The sequence below is a fragment of the Pantoea sp. At-9b genome (genome assembly GCF_000175935.2).
Taxonomy (GTDB): Bacteria; Pseudomonadota; Gammaproteobacteria; order Enterobacterales; family Enterobacteriaceae; genus Pantoea.
The window spans coordinates 3,634,961-3,649,066 of the sequence record NC_014837.1; the positions used below are offsets into that span (position 1 = coordinate 3,634,961).

Sequence of the window (14,106 nt, forward strand, 5' to 3'; positions counted from 1 at the left end):
TTCGCATAATCCCTCTGGCCCCGAAATGTGTCAAGCGACATGCTCACTTCGTAACCAATGGATTTCTTATATCTAAAGTTGAAAATGTTCTAAGAAACTGACTGGCGGGATTTAATCCTGATTAATCAGGCGCATAATCTGCGGGTGTTCGCTGGCAGGTAAGCGCTGAAAACCGGGTAACAGCTTCTGTGCTGCCTGCTCCAGCGCCTCCACCAGTGCCTGCGCAGCGGAAGAAATCTGGCGGCCCTGCGGGGTTATCACACCAAAGAAGTAAGGAATATCCTCTTCCAACGGGCGTATTACTACCCCTTCCAGCGGCATTCCCCAGGCGGTCACCGGTTCCAGTATCGCGACACCTAACCCGGCACGTACACAGGCGAGAATATTGGCAGACGAGTTAGTTTCGATGGTTTCGTGTGGCGGGACTTTGAGTTTTTTCAGTGCTTTATCGTAGCGTCCGCGCAGACGTTGCGGACTCCAGGGGGCAATCAGACGCCGCCCGGCCAGACAAGCCAGCGTCAGTTGCTGCTGCGCCGCCAACGGGTCGTGCTGTGGTAGCGCCACGACACAGCGCGACTGACCAATCCAGTGCAGGTCGACAGCGTGGTGCTCCAGCGGCAGGCTGCTCAGACCGATATCTGCCTCTGCGGTGATCACCGCATGCGCCGTCTGCTCAGCGGATTCACTGATAATCTGGACTTTGTTCTGGAGATTTAGACTGGCGAGCGCCTCGGGCAGTAATCCAGCGGCGAGCGCGGGCGTGGCGGCAATGCTCAATGGGCGATGCTGCTGCTGACCAATTTCCTGTGCGCGCAAACGGATTTGCTGCAATGACAGCAGCGCCTTCTGCACATACTGATGCAATTGCAGCGCTTCTTCAGAGGGATGAATACGCGGCCCATTGCGGATAAACAGCGGATAACCCAACGCCTGTTCCAGTTCCTGAATCAGGCGTGACACGGCAGGCTGTGAGCGATTCAGCGCTTTTGCCGCAGCCGTGACGCTACCCGCAGAGATCACCGCCGCAAAGGCTTCCAGCTGACGTAAATCCAGATCATGTAACATGGGGTTAGTCCCTAAGACCTTGATCCCCTGCGACAATCGCAGGGGAAAACCTCACATCATAGAGAGACTCGGCGCAATACGCTATGGCGCGGTAATCACCACCGCCACACGCCGGTTCTGGGCACGGCCCTGTGCGCTGTTGTTGCTGGTGACCGGATATTTCTTCCCTAAGCCACGCGTTTCGATATTACTGCGCGGCAGTGATGCCCCTTCCGCCCACTGTGCCGCCACTGCGTTAGCACGTTTCAGCGACAGCTGTTCGTTGTAACTGTCAGTGCCGTAATTGTCGGTGTGGCCATCAATACGCAAATGTTCAATACCGGTCGCCGCCAGATTGGTCGCCATACGGTTAATGGTGGTTTTACTTTCCGGCGTCAGTTCTGACTCATTGATACCGAATAGAATTTTGTCAGACATGCCCAGCCCCCAGCCTTCCGCATTCGGGCTGAAGCCCTCCTGACGCATGGCCGCAATCTGCTCGTCGGTAAAGGTTCTTTTCGACTGGCATCCGACACAGGCAATGATGCATAAGAGAAGGAAAGCTTTAATTTTCATCCTGATACCTTTGTAATCCCTTTGTTTTTATACATGTGCATATCCGCACGCTCAAGAATGGAGGTCACCGAATCACCATGTTGCGACCAGGCGTAGCCAATTGTCACGGATGTAGTGATATTGACGCCTGCAGAAATGGCGATCTTTTGCGTAATGCTGGCCTCAATCCGCGCGGTGAGTTGCTGCAACGCTTCTTCACTGGTCATGCTGGTGATTAAAATAGCAAATTCATCACCGCCCAGACGCGCGACGAGATCACTCTTCGTCACCAGTCCAGAAAGTCGGGTGGCGATGCTTTGCAGCACCTCATCACCGGCGGCATGTCCCCAAGTGTCGTTAATGCTTTTAAAGCGGTCACCATCGAGGAATAACAGGACAAAATTCTCCTGCGCCAGTTGTTGATCCAATAGCTGGCTGAGTTTGCTGATAAAGGCTGCGCGGTTGGCCAGCCCGGTGAGCGGATCTTTCAACGCTTTGGCGGCCAGTGACTTGTTATCCCTTAACAGCGAGGCCTTCAGGGTTTGCACCTCTGCCAGCAACGAGTTGAGGTCTTCGGAGAACACCTGAAACTCTTTGGTGGAACTGCCAGAGATACGCGGGGAAAAATCCCCGGAACGAATCACGTAATGGATGGTACTGGTGATGTTTCTGAAGGAGGCAAGAATGCCACGGTGTAACAGCTCGCTGACCAGAAACGAAACGATAAAAACGAAGATCATGCTACAGGACAGAATAATCACTGAATATTCAATAAAGTCAGCCACATTAGTCACGGTGCCCGACAGTGTCAGCGTCCCCACAACGGCATCTTCATGGGTAACATTCACCGTTAATGGCTCGGCATAGATCCAGTGGCGGAGCGTGCGCTGGAATCTGCTGTCATCGTTGGTGTTATCCTGCCAATCGACTAATACCGTTTGTTCTGACGAAGTCAGCTTTGCCGCAGAAAACATGCCCTGCGATCCGAGCAACAGCACTTTTTTCTTCGCATCATAGCTGTCTTCAAATACGGTGGCCGCCGTCAGGCTGGTGCTGAGCGTATTCGCAATCAGTTCAAGATTTCTTTTTTCATAGCTTTTAATAAACAACATTGAAGTTGAAAAAAGTAATAACCAACACAGCAGTAAAATAACGGCAGCATTGATGGTACTGATTTTACGTAACTTATTTCGTATAGATGATTTTTCTGTTTTTATATTTTCGAATTTCATCTTACTGGCTTCCTTTGCGGGACAGTAACAATACTTCTGGATTTACTTTCACGCCGCTTCTCGCCAGTGAGTCGAGATTGACAGAAAACACTGTTTTATCTTGATGAAAAATAAGGCAAAAAGACGCACCAATGGTACATTCCGGGTTATTTTCCGCGATAGTCAGCACGGGTCTGTTGTTGATTTGCTCCAGCAGCTGCACCTGCTGCTGAGGGGACTGTTCACCAAAATACACGGCATCGCATTGCCGGGTTAACAGATCATTCTCGCTGGCGAGGTAATCCACGCGATAAGCGGTGCCAACAGCAGTTGCAGGCACAGAGAGGTGCCGTGACGAGGGCAGCACACACAGCAAAGGCGGATGCACCAGTCCCGGCCAATGCGTAAAACTGATAATGCCACTGACAATACGATTCGCAGCATCGTCTTGTGCTGCTACGGCACGTAAAGGCATTGAAATAAAAAGAAAGAGGCAAGGGAGAGCGATAATAAACATCCTGGTCACGGCGATGACCGATATAAAGGCGTTTACTCCACTCAGGATGCTAGGTTTTTCTTGTTTTATTGGCATACATCCATCCCTGAAGGTTATGAGTAAAATTTTACCATTGTCGTCTAAATATGAATAGATCCCGGCCATTCCCCTCTGAGAAATAGCGCAGAACTGAGGCAAATTGTACCGGGTATTGTGACGAAGGTTTGGTAATTATTGGTCCTGACCGCAAACAAAAACATGATGATTAAATGGATCGATTAAAATATTAAAAAAACTATTTTTCATAGAGTTAATTATAAAAACAGATCCATTTATAAATAGAGAAATGCCGAAAAGTACCGTTTCCTGCGATTTTATCGGATTTTTCTGTCTCACCAACGAAAACCGCCAGTCACAAGTGACTGGCGGTCCTGTCGTTAGCGCTTAATCAATGCTCGCAATATGTAGCCGGCGATGCGCGGATTCTCCTGCAAACGCCGGGTGCTGTAACCATACCAGTCGGCACCGTAGGGCACATACACCCGCACAGCAAAACCGAGGGCACGCACTTTGTCACGCAGGGGTTCACATACCCCCAGCAGCATCTGAAATTCAAAAGCATCAGGCGCAACATGATGCTGTTTTGACAAGGCTACCACCGCTTCAATCAACGCTTCGTCATGCGTCGCGACACTGACAAACAGCCCTTCAGCGAAGCAGCGCTTAACGTGAGCGAGAAAATGGGGGTTGATCGCCGAGCGGTCCCGACTCGCTTCTGCCACCAGGAACTGAGGGTTTTCCTGATAAATTCCTTTGCAGATACGTAATCGGCTGCGTGTGGCCATTAACTGATTGATATCCGCATAGCTGCGCTGCAAATACGCCTGGACGGCAATCCCCAGATCGGGATAGTGCGGCTGCAAACGACTCAACAGATCCAGCTCTTTCTGCGTACATTGCAGATCTTCCATATCCAATGTGGCAGTTTTCGCTACCTGTGTCGCCTGCGCCAGGATCTGCCGAATGCGCGCTTCGCACTGCGCTTCATCATTCAGTAACCCTAACGCCGAAGGTTTAATCGACAATTCAGCATCAAGATTATTGGCAGCAATTGCGGCAATCGCTGTGGCATAGGCGGCGTTCATGGCATCAGCTTCAGCCGCAGAAGTGGCAGATTCGCCCAGCACATCCAGCGTCACGCCAAACCCGGCACGATTCAGGTTGTGAATGACCTGCAACGCCTCTTCCAGGGTGGAACCGGCCAGATAACGTGTGGAAAGACGCTTAACGATAGCGCGTGGAATAAAAGGCAGACTACGGGCAACTAACACATCAATGAAATGCATTTTCTGGTTCTCAGACAATAGATTACCTGATTCAGCGCAGCATGCGCAGAATCCGGGCACAGGCGTATTTCCCGATGCTTTAAGCATCGGTCACGCATTAGATAAGCGATGACCGCGCGTTACGCGCGAGGCTCAGAGGTGTGCAGTTGTCAGAGGAGGCCAGGCAGCAGCATTCACGGTGTGATGTTTCCAATCAATGGTTTAAACACGTTAGTTCAACAGATTGCGTACTTTTAAGGGAACTGTCAAGGAAGTGCTGGTGGCAAGCATTTGCCTTGCCCGGTAGCTGGCATTGCGCATCGGTTAAGTACAAAGGCGGCTCCCCGGATTGCATTGGCCCACCCTCCTTTAACCAGGAATTCATCTTCTCTTAATGAGACGAATCATAATCGCGCTCAGAATTTTCTTATCTCTCATTTCTATAATCTGATTTCAAAATATTTCTACAGAAAGAAAAATACCCAGACTACATCTCAATGGAATGAAATATCGTGAAATTAAATCAGTTAGCTATGGGCATTACCCTGGCACTTTCCCCGTTGCTGCTTGCAGGTAATGCAAACGCCAACAGCTCCCCATGGTGGGAAGAATTTAGCAGTAATCCTGGCTTTCTTGAGGCGCTGCCACATATCGGTACCAGTCTTGAAGCGTTGCGCCAGGAGACGGAGCAAGGCCTGCGTGACTCTGTCGATAGCCGTACCCCGCTTTTCTGGCTGAAACGCACCATGGAAATGTATCCTCCCGGCTTCCCTGACCGTTACAATATGCCGGTTGCCCATCATGAAACCAAAGATTGGGTTAACACCCCTTATGCGACTGTGGGCCGGGGCATATTCTTCTTTACCCGTACATTTGGCGAAGCCGGACAAAACGTAACGGTTAGCGTCGGTAATATTCCCGCCGGAGCAAAGTGCTACGCGGCGACAGGGCGTGAGTTTGCGGATAAAGATGCCATGTATCTGGATCAACAACAATTAACCGCGAAAAGTGATAACTCGTACACCTTTAAGAAAACGGGTGTTTTGTTATTAGGCTGTGGCGATCCAGATAAACAACAACCTGGCGAATTTGTTCCCTTTAAAATAACCGGGGGCGGCAACAGCCATTTGTTTATTTTGGGACAAAATACCCAAAGCGACTGGGCTGCCAGTAAAACCATTGCCGATAAATTTGGCTTTGCGCTATTGTATGACGGACACGCAAATACTGTCGTTCCCACACGCATTGCACAACACACGGATGAAATGATCGGCAAAGTATTAGGCGATAACCTCCGCGTTGTGGCTTTGTACGAAAAAATTAATGGTATGGATGGTTCTGAGTATTTGTTTACATCGCCAATGGGTTCGATGTTCACGAATTACGATAACTGCTGTTTTGCCGATTATCGTAATGGTTATATTGGTGTTGGTTTCCACGCTAACACGATGAATGATAAAAAAGGTGATAACTGGGGCGTCTGGCATGAATTAGGTCATACCTACGAACCAATGAAAGAGAATTTTAATCTGTTCTCTGAGATTCAGGTCAATCGCTATTCTATTGAAGCCTGTCAGATGTTTATGGGGCGAGAAATCCCCCTGAATAAATGCCATGTGGATATTTCGCCTGAAGAGGGTATTTGGGAAAAACAGGCTGTCGCTAATTTTATTGCTTCGGGCATGTACTACCCAGACTACAGCACCATTAATAACTTATGGAAGCAGCTTAACTTCTTTTCGCGTCTGCGCTTTTCCTATGGTGAAGATTTCTTTCCTAAAGTGAATCAGGCGCGTCTGAAAACCATTCAGCAGGCTCCGGGCAATACCATTGCAGAAAAGACCGATTACGTGATTGGTTCAAAGCAGAAGGTTATTGACTTCAGTGTAGTGGCCTACAGCCAGGCTGCCGGGCAGGATTTACGTCAATACTTCACCCAGTGGGGGCTGAATTTCAGCACTCAGGCTGGAGAGAAAGTCGCGGAACTGCAGTTACCGCAACCCGGTGCAGAACAAGCACCGCAAATCAGCCTGAGTCGCGACAAGATTATCGCTGTCGCGACGAATAACTATGGTTACGGTTATCAAGTCACAGCCAGCAGCGATCAGAATGATGTTAACTATCAATGGAAGCGTATGGATGGTGATGACGCATTTACACCAAAACTACCAATAGCCCGACCGTAGAAGTGGTGATTCCCAAAAATGTCGCCAACGTCACGACACGTTTTGAAGTCACTGCCACTGGTCAGTTCGGGGAAGACAAAAAGATTCTGACCGTCTCAGCCATTGCCCCTCAGGTAGAAATTACAGGGCCAATAAACATGGATTCCGCGGCCCCGGGACAAATGCAGGCGCAGGCCAACTTTGAGCAGGACAGATTTGATTGGTCGCTGTTACAAGGTAATCAGTTGGTCACTGGCGGTATTGATCAGCAGGGACAGATCAAATCAGGGTTAGCAGCAGGCAACTATACCGTGAAGGTAATAGCGACCAGCGCGGCAGGAGCGCGTACCGCAACACAGACACATTCTCTGACCGTAGCGGCACCGGAGCAGAATAACGACCAGGCATTTCTCGCAGCCATAAAACTGGAGATGAACTCCAGCGATAAAGGAGAAAACATGACCTTTGATGGTGGCGTCTCCGCAAGCATCGCTGCAACCAGCATTCCAACTTATCGCTGGACGTTGCCCACAGGTGCCATCGGCGGCAACAACGGTTGGGCCAGTCAGAGTTTCTCGGTGACCAAAACCTCTCAGCCACAAAAACTGACAGTTAAAGTCACGGTTACCGCAGGAAACCATAGCCGTGACCTGGAACAGGAAATCACGGTTTCAGCCGCTACCTCCGGGGGTAATGCTTATCCTGACTGGGTTTATGGCACCTCTTATGCCAGAGGGGATGTTGTAAAACATAACGGTAAACTTTTTGAGTGTACCGTTGCCAGTTGGTGCAGCCAGACAGGTGAATGGTCACAACTGCATTATGAACCCGGTAAGGGAATAAGCTGGACTCAGGCGTGGAAATACCATTAATCGCTACGGATAATCAGCAATAAATAAACGAGCTGCCCCGAACATCGAGGCAGCTCGTTTTGTATTGGGGGTGCCTGCAAGGGAAAATCATCTAACTGGCAACCAAAAAAAAGCAACCCCGGAGGGTTGCTGTACTTGATAAATCAACTTATTTGCACTGATTGCCTGCTGCGCCAATCGGCTGCCAGGTTATACCCCATTGCCCGATTGGACCGGGTTCTTCACCGGCACCTGCCCACCACTGGTTTTGCCAGACTTGGCCTTTATGCGAAACCTTGGTGCACTTTGTTGGATAGTTGGTGGCTTTCCAGGCTGGAATGCCCTTGCCACCGCCCGCGTTGGCAGCGTTCACCGTGACGGTAATATCCTTCGAAGCTTTGCCGTAGTCATTGGTGACGGTCAGACGATAGGTAGCCGTACCCGTTGAACCACCTTTTACCCATGCACGAACGGTGTGTAAATCTTCACCTTCGAGCGGCGTTGCATAATAAGTGGGACCGCCTGCGGTTTTCTGCAACTGGAAAGTATTGTCACCTGCAATGATCTCCCAGCGATATTTCCCGGCATACAGCGTTTGCGAGGCGTCCATAGCGTAGCCCGCATTTTCGCCCTGCTGATCAACGGTGATATGTTGCGATTTCAGTTGAATCACTGGCGGCAACTTCTCTGTTTCACCGCCACCGTTGCCGGGTTCTTCAACATTATTATTCTCTATTACGATGGCAGTACCATATTTTTTGCCATTTTTACTAAAAACATCATAGTGGGTTTTACCGGTTGGCAGCGTAATATCGTTATTTACCAGCGCACCGACGCGCACCAGATTGGTGTCACCATTGACCGTATTTGCCAGTTGATACAGCCACTGAGCTTTAGCCATATTGGTTGCCGCGGTGATCGTTTTCTCATAAGCAATAATACCGTTGCGCGCAGAGTCAAATAAACGGAAAGTCGCTGTTGCACCCGTTTTCAGATCCTCGTTGGCATTAACACCGTCAGGATTGACCGTTTCCCAGCCAGAACCGGGATTGGTATTTTGATCGTTGTTAATCACCACATCAGCACAGTTGGTAAAGACTTCCCCCGTGCCGTGCTGCGCAGAGACCGGCCATGTCGCCCATATCAGATGACGTCCGGACTGGTTAGAGGGCAATTTGCAATGGCTAAATTTACGAGTCCCGGAACGACCACCATTATCTGGCGGTAATTCACCATCTTCACGACACAGCAATTCAAAATCATTTACTGACAGGGTTTTGCCAGGATCGTAATTTTGCTTGGTAATATAAAAAGCGACATGGTCTGTACCATGATAAGCAGTAAAATTATATTCCAGGTCGACTTCACCATTATGGGCCGTCATCGCCGTCACCGGCCAATCACCGTTTTTCACCAGAACGTTAATACCACGATTAGCCGCGCCATAATTGGTACTACAAATCTGCCCCTGCGGGGTGGCGTTAAGGTAATCACGCCCTCCTTTCCCGGTATGTCCTCCTGCTTCATAAATACCTGGATTCCCCTCGCTTTGATAGGCTTTACAACCTTCAGTCGCCGTTCCCTGATCCCGGCACATCAGATGGCGTGATTTGGGGGCTGAAATATGTCCATGTGCCTGTGCTAATGAGGGTGCCAGTAACACAGCGGGGAAAAGCAGTGACAACGATGTCGCCAATAGTGTTCTACGTAATTCCATTTGTTAATCCAGAAGTTAAGGTGGGTTAAATCAAAGGGAATTATTTTATGAAGATACAAATCAAACCGATTTAAGGAAGGTTTATGTTGAGATGCGATTTTGATAAATCTTACTAAGAAATGGCTGTTCTGCTGGTATTGCCCTGCCGTTCAGCTTTCCAGGTATTTAGCGCTGCGGACAGAAGAAATGCTACTACCGGTAAACTGTACGTGTATTCACGCGATACTGCCAGGTGCTGACTGCCAGTAGGCTGGTCTGCAGGCGGCTCATCCGATGTGCACGCGGGGATGACAGTATTACGTCAGCATCGAGTAGGAACCTTTTAAAATCAACTCGTTGGGTTGCTGCTTGTATCACCGTGTTGGTGTTAAGAAACGGTCATTCCTGTCATTGCCTGTTTGACAATGCTGATGATCAGATTGTCGCTAAAAAGTGATCTTTTAATTGATATCTACATTCAGGTCAGGCGTATAATGTTACTGATGCATAACATACATATAAAAGAGATTTGGCGCATGAACAATTATTTTTCAGATAGTGAAAAAAACAGCTATATAAAGGAAAATTTAGAGAGACGGATTGAGAAGTTCGGTAAAATTAGCCATGCTTATGCGGTAATGGATAAAAAGAACACAGATAATATATTGGTTATTAATAATATATCAGATGAGTTCGCCAATGAGTATCTTGAGAATAAATATCAAAATATCGACCCTGTTGTTATCACTGCATTGAATCGCGTTACATCTTTTATCTGGGATGCCAACTTAAAAATAAATTCACATTGGCCCATGGATAAAGTGTTCATCTGGAAATCATATAGTTTTTTGTGTGGGCATACTTTTGTTCTACATGATTATCATAATAATATGGCCACCTTATCCCTGTACTATGATAAATACTTAATGGCCGATGTTGGTGATATGATAGAAACACATAAGAATGATTTTCAGGGAATTTTACTTGATATTCATGAAATGCTGCTTCAGGTCTACAGAAAATCAGAAGAGGTGGCTGCTGCCAATACGCTTTTATCTACCCGAGAGGCCGAAATTCTCTACTGGAGCAGTACCGGGAAGACCTATGCTGAAGTGGCTGAGATGCTGCAACTTACCGTGAGTACAATTAAATTTCATATGGGAAAAACAGTCAAAAAACTTGGCGTTAAAAATGCTAAACATGCTATCAGTCTGGCAAGCGAACTCAATCTTATTCCCGACTCTGTACATAACTCTTCACAACAATTACCACATAAAAGGTGATCGCTCAGGCGATCACCTGACTCTCTATTAGAGATAAAAAATAACCCCAAAACGTTTATATCACCGATTTCTGAGGTTCACGCCAAATTTGATAAAACTCAGGAAAGCCTGCAACATACTTGGCAGGGCCTAAATCGCGAAAACCAAATGGCCTGGCCACACCTCTGCCACCTGACCTTGTGCATTCTGAATAGCAAGGAAATTCCGCGCTATCAAGTATGACACTAAGTTCTGTGAATAAAGTTTTCATCGCTTTTGCTCCGTCATGACCGCGATGCGTTTTCTCTACAGCCGTGAGAAATAAATAATAGTGTGGCGGGGTTCGGGGATGATAACTATCAGCGCCATTCATCCATGCAGCAACGGTTGAATAGTCTGTCCCACATGCCTGACGAAGTCGGTGATCAATATCAAGAGATTCCCTGCTTACCGCCATAAATTCTGGGCGAAAATAAACCTGAACCCCCGCAAAGTTTTCAAGCAACAATATCCCACCATATTTGCCAGCAAGTTCAACGTAGATACGAAAAAAACGCGACAACCTGTCAATACGGCCTATCCGATTAGTGAAAACAAATCTATATATTGGATCGTCGAAGAACTCGGCCGCCAAAAGATCACATATATTATCCAGATCTGAATCCTTAGCTTGCATGCATTTCATTGTCATGTCCTTATTCTTAATTCGGGCCATTATGCAACTGCCTTTATTTTCCTTTCAGAGGCTTTGAAGTTCAATGTTTTACCCTGATTTTCCGCCTTCTTTTTTAATGATCAACCAGCATAATATTCATCAATTCTGATTATATTCTGAAAATGAGAATATTTAATGAAGCTAAACGTTGAATGCCTCACCGTCGTCACTGGACTTGCAAATGGCTGTGTTTTTTCATCGCATCCAGAAGAGTGTCAGCAATTATGTTGATTTAAAAAACTGCCAGGTATTTCTCCACTCCCGCTAGCAGAGGGTGTAATGCACCGGATCCAACATTGAACATACCGGGAGTTTTATTCTCATGAGGGCATTATCCTCCATGGGATAGTCCCCTTTTTTAGACGAAGTCACCAAACACAGATACCCCCGGCGTCGCCAGGAGTATAAGTTATTAGTAGGCTATTTATTATTGTCTGACCAAACGTGGCACATTGGGAAATTCTTCATAGTTACTTCGAAATGGATTGATATCTAATCCACCTCTACGGGTGTATCTGGCGAAGACACTTAATTTTGATGGTTTGCAGTATCGATTGATGTCACTAAAAATACGTTCGACACATTGCTCATGAAACTCATTATGCATTCTGAATGATATAATATATCGGAGTAATTTCTCCTGGTTAATTTTCTTCCCTTCATAAGTTATTATCACACTCCCCCAGTCTGGCTGATTGGTGACTAAGCAGTTTGATTTTAACAGATTGGAGGAGAGTGTCTCAGACACGTTTTCATTATCGATTGCATCGATCAAGTATTCAGGTTTGAATTCATAGTTATCAATAGTGATATTCTGATGGTCAATGCATTGCCCCGGCAACCTGGCAATAGCCTGTGGATAAAGATCAGGCTCAGGAAAAACCCTCACAGTAACTTCACCCTCTGCCGCCAACGACAGATCGTTAACCAAAGTTGAAACAACGTCTTCAGTCGAACTAAATTTTGATTGATTAAAACTATTGAGATAAAGCTTGAACGACTTTGACTCGATAAGATTGCTACTTGTTGCAGGTATAATGAATTCTGCAATGGCAACGATCGGTTTACCCCTATCATTCAACCATGACAACTCGAAACCTGTCCATAAGTCAAAACCAGAAAATGGTAAGTTATCGGATTTAATATTTAACTCCCCCCGGTTTCTTGATCGTGGCAATGCTTCAAGTAATTCAGGAGAATATTCTTGTACATATACTGTTTTGCTACCCAGCAATGTGATTTCATCATTGAGATTCATACGAATTCCTTTCTATTTTATGTGTTAATGTAGCGCCTGAATAATTCGCGCGTAGCATAGATGGGGGCAACACCAACAACGGCATAAACTAATTTTATAATGAATTGAGAAGCTATCATTGTTTTTATAACATCAATACTAAGCACATCGTAAAATGCCAGCATACAAAATATAGCACTATCAATTGCCGATGCCATTACCGTACTGGTAATAACCCGAATAAAAAGATACTTTGAATCAGTAAACTCTTTTATCTTGCATAATAAAAATGAATTTATGTTTTCAGAAATAAGATAAGAAACTGATGACGCAAATAGCACAGAAACAATACTATTTACGAAAGAAGTGTAAGATGCTGCCAGTCCCCACTCAGGCAATGCCGGTATTCGAGAGGTAAGCCATAAGCCGGAAACAAAAAAAATATTTGCGATAAAAGATATGAAAATTGTTCTTCTGGCCATTCTCAGGCCATAAAACTCATTTAGAATATCGACCAGTATGAATGATATTGGATAAAAGAATATCGCTGGAGGGATAACGAAGTTAAATACTGGAAGATGTACGGGCTTCACACCACTTACAGTGCAAAGAATATAAACAACGGTTAATATGAGACTGATAATCAAATACGCATACCAGGACCGTTCATGCCTGTCAGCCAATTCATAAGAAGTTATCGTATCGGTATCACTATACAAACGGCGATAGAGTGCTTTTAACTCATTTCTGTTAAAATCATCAGTTATTGTGCTACTTTCGAGTTCCGATAATCCAATAGTCATCGACTTCCCCGTTGCGATGACCATTACATTTGCCCTTATATTATCAGATCGTTCAAATCCAGTAAGTTTATACTTTTTGTTAGACTGCATATAATATTCATCCTTAAATATTACTGAGAAGTTAAAGTACTCTCTCTTCGACTATTGCTCCGAGCAACAATCCACCTGATGAACGAATATCACTCAGAGAATCATTGCAATTTTTCAAAAAGATATCTCCTACTTGTGAGTAGAATATGGCAATTTGTTTTTTCTTTGGTGGGTGGTGTCTTCTAATAATTAATACATCCCCAGAAAAAAACATATTTCCAATGTTCTTTTCCACGCGCATAGCAATCATGTTTGATACATCGCCGAAATACCAGGTAAGAGGATACTGAGTAACAAGATGCCCAACCCTTTTTTCCATATGGGATACAAATTCTGATTGCGGGACAACGGGTATTGCGGCTGGATTTTTATCACCATCTGGCGACAAGGTACTCTCAATAAACTCAATATGCTTTAGATCACAATTTTCTATGATCTCACAGGAAACACCAAAAAAATCAGCAATACGAGTTATCGTTGACTGCTGAACATTACTAACCTTACCTTCCAGAATTTTATATAACGTCGCTCGTGTCACACCAGTACGATTCGCGAAAGAAGCCTTAGTTTCACCACGGCTCTTAATAAGATAATCTATGTTGTTAATTATATTATCTTTTCTTTGTAATCCAGATGTTTTCACTAAAGAGCATCCT

Annotated in this window: 13 protein-coding genes; 3 read left to right on the plus strand and 10 right to left on the minus strand. The window is 46.0% G+C overall.

The window, feature by feature from the left end:
* Window positions 1-111 precede the first annotated feature (111 nt).
* The 5 genes from PAT9B_RS16650 to PAT9B_RS16670 all read right to left on the minus strand — a co-directional run bounded on the left by PAT9B_RS16650 (window position 112) and on the right by PAT9B_RS16670 (window position 4,652).
* Window positions 112-1,065, minus strand: a complete 954-nt coding sequence (locus tag PAT9B_RS16650; protein WP_013510447.1) for a LysR family transcriptional regulator — start codon at window positions 1,063-1,065, stop codon at window positions 112-114.
* Between the two features lie 81 nt (window positions 1,066-1,146).
* Window positions 1,147-1,620: an OmpA family protein gene (locus PAT9B_RS16655; RefSeq protein WP_013510448.1), complete on the minus strand. Its 474-nt coding sequence runs from the start codon at window positions 1,618-1,620 to the stop codon at window positions 1,147-1,149.
* Window positions 1,617-2,831 (minus strand): diguanylate cyclase domain-containing protein, encoded by a 1,215-nt coding sequence (locus tag PAT9B_RS16660; RefSeq protein WP_013510449.1) that lies wholly within the window; start codon window positions 2,829-2,831, stop codon window positions 1,617-1,619. The genes PAT9B_RS16655 and PAT9B_RS16660 overlap by 4 nt, the downstream gene beginning before the upstream one ends.
* 1 nt (window position 2,832) lies before the next feature.
* A complete protein-coding gene (locus tag PAT9B_RS16665) occupies window positions 2,833-3,402 on the minus strand; it encodes a YfiR family protein (protein WP_013510450.1) in 570 nt (189 codons plus the stop codon).
* Window positions 3,403-3,743: 341 nt separating this feature from the next.
* A complete protein-coding gene (locus tag PAT9B_RS16670; RefSeq protein ID WP_013510451.1) occupies window positions 3,744-4,652 on the minus strand; it encodes a proline dehydrogenase family protein in 909 nt (302 codons plus the stop codon).
* A gap of 491 nt (window positions 4,653-5,143) precedes the next feature.
* On the opposite strand from PAT9B_RS16670, the gene PAT9B_RS16675 reads away from it, so the two are divergent.
* Together PAT9B_RS16675 and PAT9B_RS16680 are read left to right on the plus strand one after the other, a co-directional pair.
* Entirely contained in the window at window positions 5,144-6,817 is a 1,674-nt protein-coding gene (locus tag PAT9B_RS16675) for a M60 family metallopeptidase (protein ID WP_013510453.1), read from the plus strand.
* 137 nt (window positions 6,818-6,954) lie between these two features.
* Entirely contained in the window at window positions 6,955-7,668 is a 714-nt protein-coding gene (locus tag PAT9B_RS16680; RefSeq protein ID WP_041525850.1) for a hypothetical protein, read from the plus strand.
* Window positions 7,669-7,816: 148 nt separating this feature from the next.
* Here PAT9B_RS16680 and PAT9B_RS16685 read toward each other — a convergent pair whose 3' ends face one another.
* Window positions 7,817-9,364, minus strand: a complete 1,548-nt coding sequence (locus PAT9B_RS16685) for a lytic polysaccharide monooxygenase (protein ID WP_013510455.1) — start codon at window positions 9,362-9,364, stop codon at window positions 7,817-7,819.
* Window positions 9,365-9,879: 515 nt separating this feature from the next.
* Here PAT9B_RS16685 and PAT9B_RS16690 point away from each other — a divergent pair.
* Window positions 9,880-10,626, plus strand: a complete 747-nt coding sequence (locus PAT9B_RS16690; RefSeq protein ID WP_071883923.1) for a LuxR family transcriptional regulator — start codon at window positions 9,880-9,882, stop codon at window positions 10,624-10,626.
* A gap of 55 nt (window positions 10,627-10,681) precedes the next feature.
* Here the strand turns inward: PAT9B_RS16690 and PAT9B_RS16695 are convergent, their stop codons facing one another.
* The 4 genes from PAT9B_RS16695 to PAT9B_RS16710 form a co-directional block, all read right to left on the minus strand.
* Window positions 10,682-11,281: an N-acetyltransferase gene (locus PAT9B_RS16695; protein WP_150105797.1), complete on the minus strand. Its 600-nt coding sequence runs from the start codon at window positions 11,279-11,281 to the stop codon at window positions 10,682-10,684.
* Window positions 11,282-11,747: 466 nt separating this feature from the next.
* Window positions 11,748-12,584, minus strand: coding sequence for an NADPH-dependent 7-cyano-7-deazaguanine reductase QueF (gene queF, locus PAT9B_RS16700; protein ID WP_369700784.1), 837 nt, complete (start codon window positions 12,582-12,584; stop codon window positions 11,748-11,750).
* An 11-nt stretch (window positions 12,585-12,595) separates the two neighbouring features.
* Window positions 12,596-13,450 carry a queuosine precursor transporter gene (locus PAT9B_RS16705; RefSeq protein WP_013510459.1) on the minus strand — a complete coding sequence of 285 codons (855 nt, stop codon included), beginning with the start codon at window positions 13,448-13,450 and terminating at the stop codon, window positions 12,596-12,598.
* 31 nt (window positions 13,451-13,481) lie between these two features.
* A complete protein-coding gene (locus PAT9B_RS16710; RefSeq protein WP_013510460.1) occupies window positions 13,482-14,093 on the minus strand; it encodes a helix-turn-helix transcriptional regulator in 612 nt (203 codons plus the stop codon).
* Window positions 14,094-14,106 lie beyond the last annotated feature (13 nt).

Bases quoted from the DNA above. Each gene is read 5' to 3' on its own strand.
- PAT9B_RS16650 (WP_013510447.1), bottom strand. From the start codon at position 1,065: ATGTTACATGATCTGGATTTACGTCAGCTGGAAGCCTTTGCGGCGGTG.
- PAT9B_RS16655 (WP_013510448.1), bottom strand. From the start codon at position 1,620: ATGAAAATTAAAGCTTTCCTTCTCTTATGCATCATTGCCTGTGTCGGA.
- PAT9B_RS16660 (WP_013510449.1), bottom strand. From the start codon at position 2,831: ATGAAATTCGAAAATATAAAAACAGAAAAATCATCTATACGAAATAAG.
- PAT9B_RS16665 (WP_013510450.1), bottom strand. From the start codon at position 3,402: ATGCCAATAAAACAAGAAAAACCTAGCATCCTGAGTGGAGTAAACGCC.
- PAT9B_RS16670 (WP_013510451.1), bottom strand. From the start codon at position 4,652: ATGCATTTCATTGATGTGTTAGTTGCCCGTAGTCTGCCTTTTATTCCA.
- PAT9B_RS16680 (WP_041525850.1), top strand. From the start codon at position 6,955: ATGGATTCCGCGGCCCCGGGACAAATGCAGGCGCAGGCCAACTTTGAG.
- PAT9B_RS16685 (WP_013510455.1), bottom strand. From the start codon at position 9,364: ATGGAATTACGTAGAACACTATTGGCGACATCGTTGTCACTGCTTTTC.
- PAT9B_RS16690 (WP_071883923.1), top strand. From the start codon at position 9,880: ATGAACAATTATTTTTCAGATAGTGAAAAAAACAGCTATATAAAGGAA.
- PAT9B_RS16695 (WP_150105797.1), bottom strand. From the start codon at position 11,281: ATGCAAGCTAAGGATTCAGATCTGGATAATATATGTGATCTTTTGGCG.
- PAT9B_RS16705 (WP_013510459.1), bottom strand. From the start codon at position 13,450: ATGCAGTCTAACAAAAAGTATAAACTTACTGGATTTGAACGATCTGAT.